We start from the raw sequence: 16,881 nt of genomic DNA, 5'->3' as shown, positions 1-16,881 counted from the left end.
GCTTGGCTGAGACACGCGCCGTGACCGCTGCGAGTTTCACTGTGAACAATGCTGTTCGGATACCCGGCACATCCACCTCGGGTGTCCGGGAAAAGGCCCCGGACCACTGGCAGACACGGTTCGCGGGGCGGTGCACGGTGAAACAGGGGGAAGCATGGCTTTACCGCAAGGAACGACCGGATCGACCATGCCGCGACGGCAGCTCGGCAGGCACTTGCGTGACCTACGCAACCGGGCCGGGATGACCACTCGGGTGGCCGCGCAGCAGCTGGAGTGGTCGGAGGCGAAGATCTGGCGGATCGAGACCGGTCAGACCTCGCTGCGTGGTCTCGATGTCGAGGCGATGTGCAAGGTCTACGGCGCGCCGCCCGACCTGCTCGAACCGCTGCGCGCGCTGGCGCGCGACACGAAGGCCAAGGGCTGGTGGACCGCCTACGGCGACGTGATCCCGGAGGGCTTCGACGTCTACATCGGGCTGGAAGAGGCGGCCTGCCGGCTGCTCACCTACGAGAACGAGCTGGTCCCAGGGCTGCTGCAAACCGAGGGCTACACCCGGGCGGTGTGCGCGGCGGCCCACCCGGAGCTGTCCGCCGACGAAGTCGACCGCAGGGTGCGCCTGCGTCAGGCCAGGCAGGCGCTGGTCACCCGCCCGAACGCGCCGCTGGAGCTGGACGCGCTGATCGACGAGGCGGTGCTGCGCCGACGCATCGGTGATCCGGAGGTGGCCGCCGGGCAACTCGATCACCTGCTGCGGATGGCCGAGTTGCCCAACGTCCGGATCCGATTGGTGCCCGGGGATTGCGGCTATCACGACGGCATGACCTCGGGTCGGTTCGTTCTGCTGGAGTTCCCGGATGTGCGTTCCGGTGAACAGCCCGAACCGCCGGTGGTCTATCTGGAGGCGTTCACGGGACCGGTCTACGTGGACAAGGAACCCGAGATCGCACGATTCCGAACCGCATTCGCGAGCATCGAGGCGGCGGCGGTCGATCCGCGCGCACGCATCGAGGAAGTCCGGATATCGCTCTGACCGGGACGCCTATCCGGCGCTGATCAGCACCTCGGCGGCCCGGGCAGGTCCCAGGTGTCGCTCAGTACCGCGCGGTGGGTGGGCAAGGCCTGCTCGTAGACCGAACGGCCCTTCTCGGTGAGGCAGACGAACACGGCGCGGCGGTCTTCCGCGCACATGGTGCGCTGTACCAGGCCGTCGCGCTCCAGCCGTGCCACGGCTCGCGAGAGCGCGCTCTGGCTGAGGTAGATGTCGTTGGCCAGATCGCTCATGCGGTAGTCGCCGCAGTTCGCGTCGACCAGCCGGTCCAGCGTCTCGAATTCGCTGAGCCCGATCCCGTGACCGTTCTGGAGCGCTTTCTCGAGCGCGCAACTCACCGCCGCGTGCCGGTCGAGCAGCTCGCGCCACTCGCCGACCAGCCCGGCCGGCGCGAGGGCGCGGCGGGATGTGCTGACGGTGGTCGGCTTCGACATGGCCCCATCTTAGTGGGCCGAGCCGATCCATGCAATCGCATTAAATGTGTTGGCATTCAATGCACGCGCATGTAATGTTCCCCGCATGACTTCACCAGCCACGCTCTCGGCCGCTCAGGCGATCGATCCGACCAGATGGTCAGCCCGGCTTTGGGGCATGCTGATCACGCTCTGCATCGTGTTGTTCCTCGACGGTCTCGACGTTTCGATGATCGGTGTCGCGTTGCCGTCCATCGGCGCGGAACTCGATCTGTCCACCTCCACCCTGCAATGGCTGGTCAGCGGCTACGTGCTCGGCTACGGCGGTCTGCTGCTACTCGGCGGCCGCACCGCCGACCTGCTCGGGCGGCGCAAGGTCTTCCTGATCGCGCTCGCGGTCTTCGCGGTCGCCTCGTTGGCCGGTGGCCTGGTCAGCTCGGGTCCGCTGTTGATCCTCACCCGCTTCGTCAAGGGCCTCGCTGCCGCGTTCACCGCGCCGACCGGCCTGTCCATCATCACCACCAACTTCGCCGAGGGCCCGGCCAGGAACAAGGCGCTGTCCATCTACACGGTGTTCGGCGCGGGCGGCTACTCCATGGGCCTGTTGTTCGGCGGCCTGATGACCGGTGTCGGCTGGCGCTGGACATTCCTGCTCCCGGTGCCGATCGCGCTCGCCGCGCTGGCCGCCGCGTTCGTGCTGGTGCCCAAGGACAAGCCCGCCGAGGAAGGCGGACACGATCTGCTGGGAGCGCTGCTGTCCACCGCCGCCATGCTGCTGCTGGTCTACACCGTGGTGGCCGCGCCGGAAGCCGGCTGGGCCTCGGCGCGCACCATCGGCTCGTTCCTCGCGGTCGTCGCGCTGTTCGCCGGGTTCGTCGCGACGGAGAAGCGGGTGCGCTACCCGTTGGTGCGCCTGGGCATCCTGCGCAAGACCTCGCTGGTCCGCGCCAGTCTCGCGATCGTCGCGGTGGCGGGTTCCTACTTCAGCTGGCAGTTCATCGTCACGCTCTACATGCAGGACACTCTCGGCTGGTCTCCGCTGAAGCTGGCCATGGCGCTGCTGCCGGTCGGTCTGCTGGTGGTGCTGTCGGCCTTCTTCTCCGACAAGCTGGTGGACCGCTTCGGCACCGGGCCGGTGATCGCGGTGACCATGGTCGTGATGGCCATCGGATACCTGCTGTTCCTGCGGCTGGACACCGCCCCCTCCTACCTGACGATGCTGCTGCCCGCCGTGCTGCTCATCGGCATCGGGTGGGTCGGCTTCCCCGCCATCAACATTCAGGCCACCAACGGCATCGATGACGACGAGCAGGGCCTCGCCGCAGGGGTACTGCAGACGTCCATGCAGGTCGGCGCGGCCATTGTGCTCGCGGTGACCACGGCGATCATCTCCTCCGGCGCGCACGCCGACATCTCCGCCGCGGGAATGCTCGACACCTACCGCCCTGGTCTGGAATTCGCCGCGGGCGTGTCCATCGTCGGCGCGCTGGTCGCCTTGCTGGCTTTCGTGCCGCGGTTCCGCGGCCAGGAGCGGGTGGCGGAAGCGCCGAAGGATTTGGAACTCGTCGGCTGACCGCCGCACCGTCCGCCTCGCGCCGTCACCCCGCACCGGGTGGCGGCGCTCGGCGTACGCGGTCCCCGCCAACCCTTGCTCGGCTGGGAATCGGCCAGGCCGCGTCACTTCGTGTGGCTGCCCTGCCTTCGCTCAGCCTGGCACGAAGTCCGGCCGGCTATCGACTTCGTTCCGCTGCGTCGCCTTCGCTCTGCCCGCCGCGGGCTCGATGTCCAGTGCGTCCTCGTGCTGCCGCCTCGCCCTCATCATCGAATTGCCTGGGTGCGGTGACGCCCTCACGCGGGCTGCGCCCGTCGCTCGCCGGCGCGGGCTCGTGCGGATCGCGCTGCGTCTTGGTCGCCCGGGTATTGCCGGGCGGCTCTGCTCCGATCAGGAGAACGGCGGAGCCGCAGTGTCTTTCGCGGAACGGACGAAGGTGAGTTCCTTGCCGTCGCGCCCCAGCCGTGGCCACTCGATGCCCAGCGTGGGATCGAACGCGTCGATGTCGTGGTCGAACTCCGGCTGGTACTCCAGCGAGCACAGGTAGGTGACCGTCGATCCGTCCTCCAGGGAGAGGATCGCGTGGCCGAGACCCTCGGACAGGAACACCGAGCGCCGGTCGACGTCGTCGAGCAGCACACTGTCCCAGCGCCCGTAGGTCGGTGAGCCGGGACGCAGGTCGACCACCACGTCGAGGAACGCGCCGCGTACGCAGGTCACGTACTTGGCCTGGCCCGGTGGGTCCTCGGTGTAGTGGATGCCGCGCAGCACCCCGGCGGCCGACACCGAGCAGTTGACCTGCCGCAGGTCGAACGGTCGCCCGGTCGCCTTCTCGAACTCCGAGGCCTTGAACCCCTCGAGGAACATGCCGCGATCGTCGCCGTGCTGGCGCGGGGTGACCACCCACGCACCCGGCACCGCGAGCTCCCGGAACTCCATGCTCACCAGTCCCGTCCGCGGTCGAGCAGATCGAGCAGATAGCGGCCGTACCCCGAGCGGACCATCGGTTCGGCGAGCCGGCGCAGCTGCTCGTCGTCGATGAAGCCCATCCGCCAAGCCACCTCCTCGGGAACGCCGATCTTGAGGCCCTGCCGCTCCTCGATGGTGCGCACGTAATTGGCCGCGTCGAGCAGGGAATCGAAGGTACCGGTGTCCAGCCACGCGGTGCCGCGGGCGAGCACGTCCACGCTCAGGCGATCCTGTTCCAGATAGGCGCGATTGATGTCGGTGATCTCGTATTCGCCGCGTGCGGACGGCCGCAGCGACCGGGCGATCTCCACCACGTCGTTGTCGTAGAAGTACAGCCCCGGAATGGCGTAGTTCGACCGGGGAACCTTGGGCTTCTCCTCGATGGACACCGCGCGTCCTTCGGTGAACTCCACCACGCCGTAGGCGGTCGGATCGGAGACCCAGTACGCGAACACCGCGCCGCCGTCGATCCCGTGGAAGCGATTGAGGCTGGTGCCGAGACCGGGGCCGTGAAAGATGTTGTCGCCGAGCACCAGTGCGGCGCAATCGCCGCCGATGTGATCGGCGCCCAGGACGAAGGCCCTGGCCAGGCCGTCCGGCTCGGGCTGGACCACGTAGTCGAGGGACAGCCCGAACTGCGTGCCGTCGCCGAGCAGCCGCCGGAACGCCGCGGCGTCCTCAGGCGTCGTGATCACCAGGATGTCCCTGATCCCCGCGAGCATCAGCGTGGAAAGGGGGTAGTAGACCATGGGTTTGTCGTAGACCGGGACCAGCTGCTTGCTCACCCCGCGCGTGATCGGGTGCAACCGGGAGCCGGTGCCGCCCGCCAGAATGATTCCGCGCATGCCTGGAGTCTGCCAGTTTCTCGGCTCCGGGATTCGATGAGGTTCCGAGTAGCCCTCGATTCGGTCACGGCTGTTTCGCCGCGGCGGGGTTGGAGCGATTCTGTTGCGTAGGTCACGATGCGCATGGTGTTCTGAGAAGACACTGCGTGAGATGTCAGCGCCGACAGCTCGCCTGGGCGACCTCGGTCCGGTCGTGATTCGGCGCGCCAGTTGTGAGGTAGGTGCGCGATGGCGACCAGAGACGGCGAGCCCGGCGTGGTGATGAATCCGAAGGGCCCCAGCGCGCAATCGCGCCTGCTGCTCGCCACCTGTATGGGCGTGGTGCGGCCGGTGCTGCGAACCTTCCCCGTGACCAAGTCGACCATTCCGGTCGGCGCCGCCACCGTCGACGGGCTGGCGCGGTTGCGTCCCCGTCCGCAAGGCATCGATCGGGAGCAGGTGTCATTGCATCGTCTCCGCCTGGAGATCATCCGCCCGGCCGGTGCGGCGCGTGCGCTGCGCCACGGCGCGGTGCTCTACATGCATGGCGGCGGCTTCGCGATCTGCAGCACCCGCAGTCACCGTCCGATCGCCGCGAGCCTGGCTCGTCGCACCGGCCTGCCCGTGATCAATGTCGAGTACCGCCAACTGCCCGGCACGCGGATCACCGACTCGGTCCAGGACTGCCTGGCCGCCTACCGCTGGCTGCTGCGCCACGGCGCCGATCCGGCGCGGATCATCTTCGCGGGTGACTCCGCGGGCGGCTACCTGACTTTCGCGACCGCGCTGCTGGCCGTGGAGTCGGGCTTGCCCGTGCCTGCCGGGTTGGTCGGCTTGAGCCCGCTGCTGGACCTGGACTACGGGGCGAAGCGGGACTATGTGAACGTCGCGCGGGATCCGTATATCCCGTTGTCGGCGCTGGAAGCGGTGGTGCGCATCGGCGCGGAGGTCGACGGCGTGCTCGATCCGGCGCTGTCGCCGGTCAACGCGGTGCTGTCCGCGCTGCCGCCCGTTCTGTTGATCGCCGCCGAGGACGAGGTGCTGCGCTTCGACTCCGAACTGATGGCGCAGCGGCTCACGGCGGCAGGCGTGCCGAACGCGCTGGAATTGTGGCGCGGCCAGGTCCACGCCTTCATGAGCATCGCGCCGAACCTGCCGGAGAGCAGGGCGGCGCTGGCGCGGGTCTCGCGGTTCGTGCGGGCCTGTATAGACGAGGACCAGCGGGCTCGGACGGCGTAACCGGTCGGGCCCTGCCCAGGCGAGCCCCGCCCCGTACCAGACGGGACGGGGCTCGCGTCTGTGTGGGGCAACTCGCGCCTCGGCGGCCGCAGGGTGTTCGCGCGGCCTCCGGACTATTTCCGAACCGAAGTTATCTTTCCTTGATAGGCCAGGTCACGAGTGCGTGATCTTTGCTTTTTGCATTTTGTTCAGTAATCGTTCACCTCGCCGTCCGCTCCCGGAATAACTGAAGCCCCGCCCGCGCTTCCGCGCGGGCGGGGCTTCTGTGTTGTTCGATTGCGCGTTCGGCCGCTGGATTACTTCGCGGGGGCGTTGAACGGCTGGTTGATGGTGGTGAAGTACTGGATCGCAGCACCGATCGCGACCGGAGCGGTGACCAGCAGCTGGCCCGCGAGGGTGCCGAGCGCGCCGACGGCGATGATTCCGCCGAGGCAACCGATGGCCGCGGCCGGGATGAACGCGCCGAACAGGCCGATGATGGCCGCCGAGGCGACGGTCGCGCCGGCGATGCCGCCGAGCACGCAACCGACCGCCGCGCCGCTGAGGCCGCCGACCAGGGTGCCGATGGTGGCGCCGGTCGAGATGGTGTCCTTCATGCGGTTGAAGGCGGCCTGCTCACGGTCGTACTCGGTCTTCCACGGCGCCTTGTCCTCGAACGGGAGGGCGACCGGCTTGTAGGTCGCGTGCGCCATGTCGAACTGCGGGGTCAGGGTGGCGGTACGGTCCGCGATCTCGGCAGCGATCGGGAACTCGAAGTCGTCCACCCGGAAGGTCAGCGGCATGCCGGTGAGCACGTCACCGTTGGCGGCCTTGACCTTGAAGGTGCCATCCTCGACGACCATGGAACCGGCATCGGTCGTGATGATGGACTGGGTGTCGGTCGCGTGGGCGGTGAAGTTCACCGCGCCATCGGCCTCGGAGGCCGGAGCCGCGTTCACGGTGCCGGCGGTGATGCCGAGAGCGGCGATCAGCAGTGCCGACGTCGCGGCGAATTTCCTCATCAGCATTTTGTTTCGAACCTCGATTGGAACGTTCGGAGGGGACTAGACGAGCAAAATCTAGACCAGCTAACGCGTGGTGAACCCGTTGTGACTGTTTATTCAAATTTTGTTCACCACTGCGACCCCCGGCTCGGTGGGGTCGCGGAAATGTGGGCGCTGACCGGGCTTTTCCGAGAGAAACCAATCCCGGAGTTCTTTTCATTGGGAAGTCAATGAGACGAAGGTCACAGATCGAAAACCTGGAGTGAGCCTCGGCTGCACCGGATTTCGAGTCCGTCACCGGTGCGCCGCGGCCCCACGTACAGTCAGGGGGTGCGATTGCTCGTCACCGGCGGCGCCGGGTTCATCGGCGCGAACTTCGTCCTGCAGACCGTGTCCGACCATCCGGATACGACCGTCGTCGTCCTCGACGCCTTGACCTACGCGGGGAACCGGGCCTCGCTCGATCCGGTGTCCGACCGCATCGACTTCGTGCACGGTGACGTCGCCGACTTCGACTTGGTCGACCGGCTGGTCAGCGGCGTGGACGCGGTGGTGCACTTCGCCGCCGAGTCGCACAACGACAACTCCCTCGCCGAGCCGTGGCCGTTCGTGCAGACCAATATCGTCGGCACCTATTCCCTGCTGCAGGCCGTGCGCAGGCACGACGTGCGCTACCACCATGTGTCGACCGACGAGGTCTACGGCGATCTGACCCCGGACGACCCGGCGTTCACCGAGACCACCCCGTACAACCCGTCCAGCCCGTACTCGGCCACGAAGGCCTCCAGCGACCTGCTGGTGCGGGCTTGGACCCGCTCGTTCGGCGTGCGCGCCACCATCTCCAACTGCAGTAACAATTACGGTCCGTACCAGCACGTGGAGAAATTCATTCCGCGCCAGATCACCAACTTGATCGATGGCGCGCGTCCCCGGCTCTATGGGGCGGGGCACCAGGTGCGCGACTGGATTCACGTCGACGATCACAATCGTGCCGTGTGGGAGATCCTGCTCCGCGGCCGGATCGGCCAGACCTACCTGATCGGCGCCGACGGCCAGCTCGACAACAAGTCCGTGGTGCGGATGATCCTCGCGGAGTTCGGCCGCGATCCCGACGATTTCGACCACGTGACCGACCGCCCCGGTCATGACCAGCGTTACGCGATCGACGCGACGTTGCTGCGTTCCGAACTCGGCTGGCAGCCCCGCTACGCGGACTTCCGCGCCGGTCTGGCCGCCACCATCCAGTGGTACCGGGACAACGAATCCTGGTGGCGTCCATACAAAGACATCACCGAGCGCGCCTACCACGCGGCCGGGGAGCGGACGCTCAGCGCGGCGGGCGACTGAAACGCAACGGCGCCCCGGGGAAAGCCCCGGGGCGCCGGACTTCCTTTGCCGCTCAGCCCCAGACGATGGTGTAGTACTTCGCCGCCGCCGCGACCAAGGCCACACTCGCCGCCACCAGCACGGTGACGGCCGGGCCGACCGTCGGGGTCCTCTCGGCGGAGTCGGTGAGCCGCAGCGGCATCCAGCGCAGCAGCACCGCGAGCGTCACGATCGCCAGCGGCACGAAGTAGCGGCCCTGCACGCCGTCGATGATGTAGTAGCCGACCGGCGTGAACGACATGTAGAGCGTCACGTAGATCATGGCGACGCTGGCGGCCATGGTGAGCGCGAAGATCAGGGTGCGGCGGAAGGCCGGAGCGGTCATCCGTTCGGCGACGCCCAGGCTCACCGCGAACGCCAGCAGGCAGGCCAGCATCGACAGCGCGGGCACATCGACGTAGGCGAAGCCGAGCTCGCCGAAGAACTGGCTGAACCAGCGCTGGTCGCGCAGCGCGATGCTCTCGCCGAACACGTGCACGAACTCCGGCGGATCGCGCAGGATGCCGCTGAGCTGATCGCCGGGACGCACCGAGTGCCACTGGTGCGGCGGCCGCATCAAGCCCATCCCGTCGCCGGTCGGCGCGGCGATCTTCATCCACACCGCGAAGGCGAGCCCACCGGCGGCGGCGAAGCCCACCGGGATGCCGCGCCGCCAGCCGCTGAACCCGAACCGGTCCGCGGGCACCAGGGCCACCAGAAGTGCGAGCAGCACGTAGGTGGGCTTGCTCACCGGCAGCAGGACCGTCGCGGTCAGCAGCGCGGCGATCTCCGCCCGGCCCAGACGCTCGCCGAGGAACACAGCCTTCACCAGCAGCGCGGAGACCAGGATGGCCAGCGCGTTGGTCATGGTGTCGGCGGTGACCGTGCCCGCCTGGAATACCGCGATCGGCAGCACGGCGACGGTGAACGCCAGCCACTGCACCCGGTGCGCGCGCAAGGCGTACAGGCCGAACCCGATCACCGCGAGATAGGCCACCAGCCCGGCGAGCCGGGTGAGCAGGAGCAGGCCGCCCACGTCGAGGCCGAAGAGTTCACCGAGCCGGATGCCGATCGCGGCCGGGAGGTAGGGGACCGGCGAGTACGCGGCGGTGTTGGTGAACCAGACCGGTTCGGTGGCGTCCGAGACCGCGGCGCTCGTCAGTTGGTCGTAGCGGCCCGGATCGGCCACCATGGGGTCGGGCTCGTCCGGGTTGGTCGTGTAGTCCTGCAGCGCGTAGCCCATCAGCTTCGTGATGCTGGACGGGACGTCGCCGCCGTAGGCGATGCCGCGATCGTCGTGGATCCGCTGCGGCAGGAACCCCCCGTGTGCGACCTGGTAGGCGCGACCGAACTGGGTGATCTCGTCATGTCCCCAGAACGGCGGGGTGAGGACGGTGAACAGCGCGCCGAAGATCGTGGCCAGCAGAGTGAAGGCGATGGTCGCCCCGCCCAGCCGGGTCACCAGTCGGCCCGCGAAGCCTTTCGCGGACCGGTCCGCGCCGGTGGCCGCCTCGGCGTCCACCGCAGGGAGCGGCGCGGTGTCGGTCGCGGGTAGGGGGGCGGTGTCCGCGCGTTCTTCCACATCCTTGTCCGGCGTGGCGGTCGGATCCGCCGAGGTCGTCAACGCCGGGCTCCGCCGTCACCGGTGGTCCGCGGGTCGTCCGCGCCCACCGCGGTGTACCGCAGGTAGACCAGGCGCGCGGCCTCGTGCCGAGAGCGCCGGATGCCGTCGAGGATCAAGCCCGCGGTCCACGCGAGGCTGCCGAGCAGCAGCAGCGTGAAGCCGAGGAACAGCGTCGGGAACCGCGGCACCGCGTGGGTGTTGTAGAACTCGACGACGATCGGAATGGTCAGGACGATCGAGACCAGCCAGGCCAGCGTGCCGAACAGGCCGTAGAACGCGACCGGTCGTTCGTGCCGGGCCAGGCCGACGATCAGGGCGAGGATCTTGAATCCGTCGTGGTAGGTGCGCAGCTTGCTCTCACTGCCCGCCGGGCGGTCGCGGAAGCCGACCGGCACCGCGGTCTGCGGCACCCGCAGGTGCAGGGAATGCACGGTGAGCTCGGTCTCGATCTCGAACTCACGTGACACCGCGGGGAAGCTCTTCACGAAGCGACGGGAGAACACCCGGAAACCGGAGAGCATGTCCTCGACGTTCTCGCCGAACACCTTCCCGACCACGCCGTTGAGCACCTTGTTGCCGGTCTCGTGTCCCGCGCGGTAGGCCGAGGCGCCCTCGTCCTGCTTGCGCACGCCGAGCACGTGGTCGTAGGGGCCGTCCAGCAGCGTCTTGATCATCAGCGGCGCGGCCGACGCCTCATAGGTGTCGTCGCCGTCGATCATCAGGTACACGTCGGCCTCGATGTCGGCGAAGGCGCGGCGCACCACGTTGCCCTTGCCCTTGGTGTGCTCGTGCCGGACGATCGCTCCAGCTTCGCGGGCGCGCTCGGCGGTCTTGTCCGTGCTCAGATTGTCGTAGACGTAGACGACGATTCCCGGCACGGCGGCCTGCAGGTCGGCCACGACCTTGGCGACCGACGCCTCTTCGTTGTGACACGGAACCACGGCGGCAATACGGAGCTCGGTGGAGTCCACCCGGGTCAATCCTCGCGATCGGTGAATGTGGGAACACGGGGAGGGTACAGGGAACTCACAGCAGGCGCGTGGCCGACCTCACCGCGTGCGGGAGCGGAATTTCCCGTCGCGGACGGTTCTGCGAGCCTGCGGTACCGTCGGGCCGTGCCATCCAGTGAGTCCACCGCGCCCGCGGGCGAGCCAGTGACGCAGGAGACCGGAACGGTCGTTCGCAAGGTGTTCACCGCGCTGCGCAGAGGCGGGGCTTTCCTGGTGGTCGGCGCGATCGGCTTCCTGGTCGACGCGGGCACGTACAACCTCCTGGTCTTCTGGGGTGGCGAGGGCGTGCTGTATCACTACCCATTACCGGCCAAGATCATCGCGATCGCGGTGGCGACGGTCGTGACCTATTTCGGCAACAAATGGTGGACATTCGCGCACAAGCAGACCGACAATCCCGCCCGCGAGTACCTCCTGTACGCCGTGTTCAACGTGGTGGCGATCGGCCTGCAACTGGGCTGTCTCGGCTTTTCCCGCTACGTGCTCGAGCTGTCCAGCCCCCTCTCCGACAACCTCTCCGGTACGTTGATCGGGCAGATCGTGGCCGTGGTGTTCCGGTACTGGGCTTACGACAAATTCGTCTTCACCGGGGCGCGAGCGGGCAACGACAGCGCCACCGACAACGAATCGGCGAACGTTTAGCAATGGTTCGAGCACACGTCGGCGTGGCTGTACGGCGGGCAACCGCACACGGCGGTTGATATCCTCACCCCCGCCGTTCAGGCATCGAGGGGCGTGTCTGTCCCGTCCGGCACAATGAGAATTTCGAGGATTTCATGGATCAGTCGGCTATCGAGGCCGTTACCGAAACAAACGATCGCTCGACGGCCGCTGAGGCGCCTGCCGCGCTGCGCGCCGACCATCGGGCGCCGGACCGGTTAGTGCTCCAGCGCGGCATCTTCACCGGTCCGTCGGCGAAGGTGAGCGACGAGTTGTACGCCGTCGTGAAAGGTGGCGCGCATCGGGAACGCCAGACCCTGCGTTTGGACAAGGGCGCGACCGCGCACACCAACACCTACTTCGGCCGGTTCGCCGCCAGTTACTGGCAGCGCTGGACCACGGTCACCGAGGTACGGGTCACCATGGTGCTCGAGGTGGTCGCCAAGGCCAAGATCCGGCTGGTGGCCTCGGACATCGCGGGTCACCGCAGGATCATCGACACGGCGCGGGTCGACGCTAGCGGTTCGGTCACGCTGAGCGCCCCGCTCGACCAGTACGTCGACGGCGGTGCGCTGTGGCTGGAGTTCGACGCCATCGGCGGCGCGCTGGGGATCGCGGAACTGAGCTGGACCGCCGTCGCGCCGGAACGTGTTCGTCCGGTCGCCATCGCGATCTGCACCTTCAACCGTGCCGAGGACTGCGCCGAGACGGTCGCCGCACTGTCCTCCGATCCCACCGTGCTCGCCGCGATCGACGCGGTGTACGTCGTCGACCAGGGCACCGATCTGGTGGAGAACCGGCCGCGCTACCAAGAGGTCGCGCCGGTCTTCGGCGAGAAGCTGCGCTATCTGCGCCAGCCGAATCTCGGCGGCGCCGGCGGCTTCACCCGGGGGCTCTACGAGGTGTCCGCGGTCAACGAGCACGCCGACGTCATCCTGATGGACGACGACATCTTGTGCGAGCCGGAGACGGTGTTGCGGCTCAACGCGTTCGCCAACCTGACGGTCGAGCCGACCCTGGTCGGCGCGCAGATGCTGTTCCTGCTCAACCCCGACTACCTCAACGTCGGCGCCGAGGAAGTGCATCTGAACCGGCTGCGGCACGGCCAGAAGGTGGCGAAGGCGCTGCGCAACACCAGCATGCTGAAGAAGAACCAGGAGCGCCGGGTGGACGCAGGCTACAACGCCTGGTGGACCTGCCTGATACCGGCCGAGGTGGTCGCGAAGATCGGCCTGCCGATCCCGATCTTCTTCCAGTGGGACGATGTCGAATACGGCATCCGGGCGCGCGAGCACGGGTTCGTCACCGTCACGCTGCCCAACGCCGCGGTCTGGCACGCGGACTTCTACTGGAAGGACTACGACGATTGGGCGCGCTACTTCAGCACCCGCAACTCGCTGATCGTCGGCTCGCTGCACACGGAACTGAACGGTAAGGAGATCGCGGGCAGGCTGTTCCGGGAGATGTCCGAGCAGTTGGTCGCGATGCAGTACGGCCTGGTGCACACCACCCTGCAGGGCATCGAGGACTTCCTGAAGGGCCCGAAGGTGCTGCGAGACGGCGGTATCGAAGCATTGGCCGCCGCGCGCACCAGCCGCGCCGACTACCCCGAGACGATCAAGCACCCGGCCGCGACGCCGCCGGTCCGCTCCGCGGACATCACCTTGCGCCGTGCCGGTGGCGAACCCAGCCGCGCGAAGCTGGTGCTGATCAAGCGCGCGATCACTCAGTGGCTGGGCCGCACCCAGCACGGCATCATCGGCGTCACCAGGGAAGACGCCTACTGGTGGCATGTCTCGCTGTTCGACCACGTGGTGGTCACCGATGCCTCGCAGTCCGGCGTGCGGGTGCGCAGGCGCGACAAGGCTCGCGCGCTGCAACTGCTGCGCCGGATGGTGCGTGTGCTGCGTCGCTTGCGCCGGGAACTGCCCGCCGTGCAGGCGCAGTACCGCGCCGCCATGCCGGAATTGACCAGCCGGGAGAACTGGGAGCGGTTGTACGGGATCGAGGGATCCACCGCTCCTCGCTCCTGAGCCGTGGCCGAAGCGCCCCCGAAGCCGGGTCGGGTGTCCGACCGGTCTCGGGGGCGCTGGTGTCTTCTGCGAAACGCCCTCTCACATAGGACTTCTCGGCGCAGAAGCGAGCGTCAGAGAAACAGGTCGGTGGTCAGTTCGCCGTCGCCCGGGGTGACGCGGTATTTGTCCAGGTCGGTGATGCCGTGGGCGGCGAGGACCTCGTCATCGATGAAGAAATTGCCGCTGGTCTCCTTACCGGGCGAGGTGAGCACCAGGTAGGCGGCGTCGGCGTAGATGTCGGGGGTGCGCGAGGTGGAGACCATCTCCTCGCCGCCGAGCAGGTTCTTCACCGCCGCCGTGGCGATGGTGGTGCGCGGCCACAGCGAGTTGACGCCGATGCCGTCGCCTTTGAGTTCCTCGGCCAGGCCGAGCGTGGTCAGCGACATGCCGTACTTGGCGATGGTGTAGCCCAGCGCCATGCCCGCCCACTTCGGGTCCAGATTCAGCGGCGGGGACAGGGTGAGGATGTGCGGGTTGCGCCCGGCCTTCGCTGATTCGCGCAGATGCGGGATGCTCAGCTTGGACAGCAAGAAGCTGCCCCGGCAGTTGATGTCCTGCATCAGGTCGTACTTCTTCATCGGCAGTGCGTCCGTGGGGGACAGGTCGATCGCGGAGGCGTTGTTCACCACGATGTCGATGCCGCCGAAGCGCTCGACCGTCTGGCGCACCGCCTCGGCCACCGACTCGTCGATGCGGACGTCGCCCACGAACGGCAGCACCTGCCCGCCCGCCTGTTCGAGCTCCGCGGCGGCGGTGTGGATGGTGCCCGGCAGCTTGGGATGCGGCTGGTCGGTCTTCGCGATCAGCGTGATGTTGGCGCCGTCGGCCGCGGCCCGCTTGGCGATTTCCAGCCCGATGCCGCGGCTGCCGCCGGACATGATCATCGTTCGTCCCGCTAGCGGCTTGGATCCGGGTTCCGTCATCTGACCTGCTCCTTCGTTTCCGCCGCAGGCAGCAGCCCGCGGCTGTACGCGCGCTTGCAGACTAAGCGTAAACCCGCTCGCTATGCAACTAGTTGCATAGGTGATCCGAAGAGAGGGCACCGGCCGCCGGTGCCCTCTCGAGTCAGACCGAGGCGATGAGCACGATGTTCAGCAGGAACATCACTGCGACCAGGGCCCAGACGATATACAGGAACACCATGCCCGGAGCCTTCTGCGGAACCGGTCCGATCGCGCCGTTGAGGAAGATCACCACCGGCGGCTTGTAGTAGAACCGGGTCGCCTGTCCCTCGGCGATGGGCACGGTGACGTTCGCCTGACCCATGTCGAACAACCACGGGGTGGTGACCCGGACGTGGTACTGGCCGGGCCCGACCGGGATGTGGTTCGCGCCCCAGCGGGTGTTGGGCACCCGCTGGCCGTTGACCAGGATCTTCGGCTTGGTGAGCGCGAGCATGAACGTCCACAGCGAGTACGAGGCGTCGATGGTGATGCCCGGCGGATCGGCAGGCTGACCATAACCTGGCTGACCGAACTGCTGCGGTTGCCCATACGGTTGCGGCTGCCCGAACTGCTGCGGCTGGCCGTACGGCTGCGGCTGACCGTATTGCGGTGCGGGCTGGGCGAATTGCGGCGCCGGCTGCCCGTACGGCGGCTGGCCCGCCTGGGGTTGGGCGAGATGCGGTTGGCTCGGATGCTGCCCCGCGGGCGGCGCGTACTGCGCGGGCGCCTGCGGAGGCGGGTACTGGCCGACTGGCGGCTGCTGACCGAACGTCGGCTGCCCGGGCCAGGGGCCGGGCTGCTGACCGGGTGGCGGGTACCCGCCGGGTTGACTCATCTATCCCTCCCAGATAGCGAACGATGCGAGGGGCACCCTACCGTGCCCCTCGCTCGATCAGCGGCCCGAGTTCCGCTCCTGGTACATCCGGCGCTGTTGTTTGACGATGCCTCGCCAGGCCCGCTGTCGCTCGGCCTGCAATCGCTTGTCGGTACGCGCCCGCATCCATTCGTTCTCACGGGCCAGCTTGTCGTAGCTGTCGAGCCTGCGCTGGGTCAGCTCGCCGCTGTCGATCGCCTCCCGCACCGCACACCCCGGCTCGCCGTGGTGCGCGCAATCGCCGAAACGACACTGCGCGGCAAGGGATTCGATGTCGCTGAAGGTCTTCTCGATTCCTTCGCCCGCATCCCACACTCCGACGCCGCGCAGCCCTGGCGTATCGATCAGGGCGCCGCCGCCCGGCAACGGGCGCAGTTCCCGGTGCACCGTGGTGTGCCTGCCTTTCTTGTCCGTGTCGCGCACGGAGTTGGTGGCGAAGACCTCCGCGCCGAGCAGCGCGTTGGCGAGGGTCGACTTCCCAGCACCGGAGGGTCCGAGCAGCGCGACGGTGCCGCCGAGCATCGCCGTGAGCACGTCCAGCCCCAGGCCGGTGTTCGCGCTCACCTCGAGCACGCCAGCGCCCGGCGCGACGGCGCGCACCTCGTCGAGCGGGATGTCGTCGGCCGCGTCGGCCTTGGTGAGCAGCACGATCGGCTGGGCATTGCTCTCCCAGGCCAGCGCCAGCATGCGTTCGATGCGGCCGAGGTCCACATCGCCGTCGGCGGCGGTGCAGATCAGCACGGTGTCGACGTTGGCGGCGAGCACCTGGCCCTGCGACCGGCCGGACACCGACGAGCGCACGATCGCGGACCGGCGCGGAAGTAGCCGCCGCACCGACGAGGTGGCGTCGACCGTCACCCAGTCGCCGGTGCACAACCCGCTGACCTCGGAATCCGGGCGGGGGCAGCGGACGCGGGCGAGCCCGTTCGGCGTGATCGCGTCGCATTCACTGCGATCCATGCGAATCACGCGCGCGGGTACGCAGTCTTGCTCGATCAGCGCTGCGTAGCTGGTGGAGACGGCTTCGGTCCAGCCGTAAGGGACGAGAAGGTCGTAGTCGACCATGGTGGAAGGAATCCTTCGTCGGGCGCCGAACCCGAGAAGGGTTCAGCGAGCGGAGAATGAGGGGGAGTTTCGTGTGGCGGCACGACGGAAGTCAGCTCGCCAGGACACGACAACCCGAACGTTCCTCGTCACGGTCCACACCTCCTTACCTCTCTCGCAGCTCCGCTCACTTTTGCACCCGAACCCGCTGCGCGCAACCGAATTTCCGATCCGATCGGGAAGCGCCTCTCGGATCC

At 67.9% G+C, this 16,881-nt stretch carries 15 protein-coding genes; 6 read left to right on the top strand and 9 right to left on the bottom strand.

From position 1 onward, the window contains the following. The first annotated feature begins 187 nt into the window (after window positions 1-187). Window positions 188-1,030, top strand: a complete 843-nt coding sequence (locus GVY64_RS22705; protein WP_236567060.1) for a helix-turn-helix domain-containing protein — start codon at window positions 188-190, stop codon at window positions 1,028-1,030. A 23-nt stretch (window positions 1,031-1,053) separates the two neighbouring features. Here the strand turns inward: GVY64_RS22705 and GVY64_RS22700 are convergent, their stop codons facing one another. Continuing rightward, a complete protein-coding gene (locus tag GVY64_RS22700; protein WP_159844702.1) occupies window positions 1,054-1,482 on the bottom strand; it encodes a MarR family winged helix-turn-helix transcriptional regulator in 429 nt (142 codons plus the stop codon). Between the two features lie 85 nt (window positions 1,483-1,567). Here GVY64_RS22700 and GVY64_RS22695 point away from each other — a divergent pair, with 85 nt between their 5' ends. Beyond that, the gene (locus tag GVY64_RS22695; protein WP_159844699.1) at window positions 1,568-3,034 is read left to right on the top strand and encodes an MFS transporter; all 1,467 of its coding nucleotides are present in this window, start codon (window positions 1,568-1,570) and stop codon (window positions 3,032-3,034) included. A gap of 369 nt (window positions 3,035-3,403) precedes the next feature. Here the strand turns inward: GVY64_RS22695 and GVY64_RS22690 are convergent, their stop codons facing one another. Both GVY64_RS22690 and rfbA read right to left on the bottom strand, forming a co-directional pair. Beyond that, on the bottom strand, window positions 3,404-3,952 hold the full coding sequence (locus tag GVY64_RS22690) for a dTDP-4-dehydrorhamnose 3,5-epimerase family protein (RefSeq protein ID WP_159844862.1): 549 nt from the start codon (window positions 3,950-3,952) through the stop codon (window positions 3,404-3,406). Between the two features lie 2 nt (window positions 3,953-3,954). Next, complete coding sequence (gene rfbA / locus GVY64_RS22685; RefSeq protein ID WP_159844696.1) at window positions 3,955-4,827, bottom strand: glucose-1-phosphate thymidylyltransferase RfbA; 873 nt, start codon at window positions 4,825-4,827, stop codon at window positions 3,955-3,957. A gap of 228 nt (window positions 4,828-5,055) precedes the next feature. On the opposite strand from rfbA, the gene GVY64_RS22680 reads away from it, so the two are divergent. After that, complete coding sequence (locus GVY64_RS22680; protein ID WP_159844694.1) at window positions 5,056-6,045, top strand: alpha/beta hydrolase; 990 nt, start codon at window positions 5,056-5,058, stop codon at window positions 6,043-6,045. A 296-nt stretch (window positions 6,046-6,341) separates the two neighbouring features. Here GVY64_RS22680 and GVY64_RS22675 read toward each other — a convergent pair whose 3' ends face one another. Then, the gene (locus GVY64_RS22675) at window positions 6,342-7,052 is read right to left on the bottom strand and encodes a hypothetical protein (RefSeq protein ID WP_159844691.1); all 711 of its coding nucleotides are present in this window, start codon (window positions 7,050-7,052) and stop codon (window positions 6,342-6,344) included. A 306-nt stretch (window positions 7,053-7,358) separates the two neighbouring features. Here GVY64_RS22675 and rfbB point away from each other — a divergent pair, with 306 nt between their 5' ends. Then, a complete protein-coding gene (gene rfbB, locus GVY64_RS22670) occupies window positions 7,359-8,375 on the top strand; it encodes a dTDP-glucose 4,6-dehydratase (protein WP_159844688.1) in 1,017 nt (338 codons plus the stop codon). A gap of 52 nt (window positions 8,376-8,427) precedes the next feature. Here the strand turns inward: rfbB and GVY64_RS22665 are convergent, their stop codons facing one another. Both GVY64_RS22665 and GVY64_RS22660 read right to left on the bottom strand, forming a co-directional pair. Beyond that, on the bottom strand, window positions 8,428-10,017 hold the full coding sequence (locus tag GVY64_RS22665; RefSeq protein ID WP_236567059.1) for a DUF2142 domain-containing protein: 1,590 nt from the start codon (window positions 10,015-10,017) through the stop codon (window positions 8,428-8,430). Further along, window positions 10,014-10,988, bottom strand: coding sequence for a glycosyltransferase (locus tag GVY64_RS22660; RefSeq protein ID WP_159844685.1), 975 nt, complete (start codon window positions 10,986-10,988; stop codon window positions 10,014-10,016). Before GVY64_RS22660 ends, GVY64_RS22665 begins: the two co-directional genes overlap by 4 nt. Window positions 10,989-11,132: 144 nt before the next feature. Between GVY64_RS22660 and GVY64_RS22655 the strand changes: the two genes are divergently transcribed. Continuing rightward, the gene (locus GVY64_RS22655; protein WP_159844682.1) at window positions 11,133-11,669 is read left to right on the top strand and encodes a GtrA family protein; all 537 of its coding nucleotides are present in this window, start codon (window positions 11,133-11,135) and stop codon (window positions 11,667-11,669) included. Between the two features lie 134 nt (window positions 11,670-11,803). Next, window positions 11,804-13,720, top strand: coding sequence for a glycosyltransferase (locus GVY64_RS22650; protein WP_159844679.1), 1,917 nt, complete (start codon window positions 11,804-11,806; stop codon window positions 13,718-13,720). A 113-nt stretch (window positions 13,721-13,833) separates the two neighbouring features. Here the strand turns inward: GVY64_RS22650 and GVY64_RS22645 are convergent, their stop codons facing one another. The 3 genes from GVY64_RS22645 to rsgA form a co-directional block, all read right to left on the bottom strand. Further along, window positions 13,834-14,685 (bottom strand): SDR family oxidoreductase, encoded by an 852-nt coding sequence (locus GVY64_RS22645; RefSeq protein WP_159844676.1) that lies wholly within the window; start codon window positions 14,683-14,685, stop codon window positions 13,834-13,836. Between the two features lie 142 nt (window positions 14,686-14,827). Further along, window positions 14,828-15,541 carry a hypothetical protein gene (locus GVY64_RS38000; RefSeq protein ID WP_236567058.1) on the bottom strand — a complete coding sequence of 238 codons (714 nt, stop codon included), beginning with the start codon at window positions 15,539-15,541 and terminating at the stop codon, window positions 14,828-14,830. Between the two features lie 57 nt (window positions 15,542-15,598). Further along, complete coding sequence (gene rsgA, locus GVY64_RS22635; RefSeq protein WP_159844673.1) at window positions 15,599-16,645, bottom strand: ribosome small subunit-dependent GTPase A; 1,047 nt, start codon at window positions 16,643-16,645, stop codon at window positions 15,599-15,601. Between the last annotated feature and the right edge of the window lie 236 nt (window positions 16,646-16,881).

The sequence above is a fragment of the Nocardia sp. CY41 genome (genome assembly GCF_009829325.1).
In the GTDB taxonomy this organism is placed as follows: Bacteria; Actinomycetota; Actinomycetes; order Mycobacteriales; family Mycobacteriaceae; genus Nocardia.
Note: the sequence above shows the minus strand (reverse complement) of the source record. Positions and strands in the feature narration are given on the sequence as shown.

Coding starts and splice junctions, on each gene's coding strand:
- GVY64_RS22705 (WP_236567060.1), top strand. CDS start 188: ATGCCGCGACGGCAGCTCGGCAGGCACTTGCGTGACCTACGCAACCGG.
- GVY64_RS22700 (WP_159844702.1), bottom strand. CDS start 1,482: ATGTCGAAGCCGACCACCGTCAGCACATCCCGCCGCGCCCTCGCGCCG.
- GVY64_RS22695 (WP_159844699.1), top strand. CDS start 1,568: ATGACTTCACCAGCCACGCTCTCGGCCGCTCAGGCGATCGATCCGACC.
- GVY64_RS22690 (WP_159844862.1), bottom strand. CDS start 3,952: ATGGAGTTCCGGGAGCTCGCGGTGCCGGGTGCGTGGGTGGTCACCCCG.
- rfbA (WP_159844696.1), bottom strand. CDS start 4,827: ATGCGCGGAATCATTCTGGCGGGCGGCACCGGCTCCCGGTTGCACCCG.
- GVY64_RS22680 (WP_159844694.1), top strand. CDS start 5,056: ATGGCGACCAGAGACGGCGAGCCCGGCGTGGTGATGAATCCGAAGGGC.
- GVY64_RS22675 (WP_159844691.1), bottom strand. CDS start 7,052: ATGCTGATGAGGAAATTCGCCGCGACGTCGGCACTGCTGATCGCCGCT.
- GVY64_RS22650 (WP_159844679.1), top strand. CDS start 11,804: ATGGATCAGTCGGCTATCGAGGCCGTTACCGAAACAAACGATCGCTCG.
- GVY64_RS22645 (WP_159844676.1), bottom strand. CDS start 14,685: ATGACGGAACCCGGATCCAAGCCGCTAGCGGGACGAACGATGATCATG.
- GVY64_RS38000 (WP_236567058.1), bottom strand. CDS start 15,541: ATGAGTCAACCCGGCGGGTACCCGCCACCCGGTCAGCAGCCCGGCCCC.
- rsgA (WP_159844673.1), bottom strand. CDS start 16,645: ATGGTCGACTACGACCTTCTCGTCCCTTACGGCTGGACCGAAGCCGTC.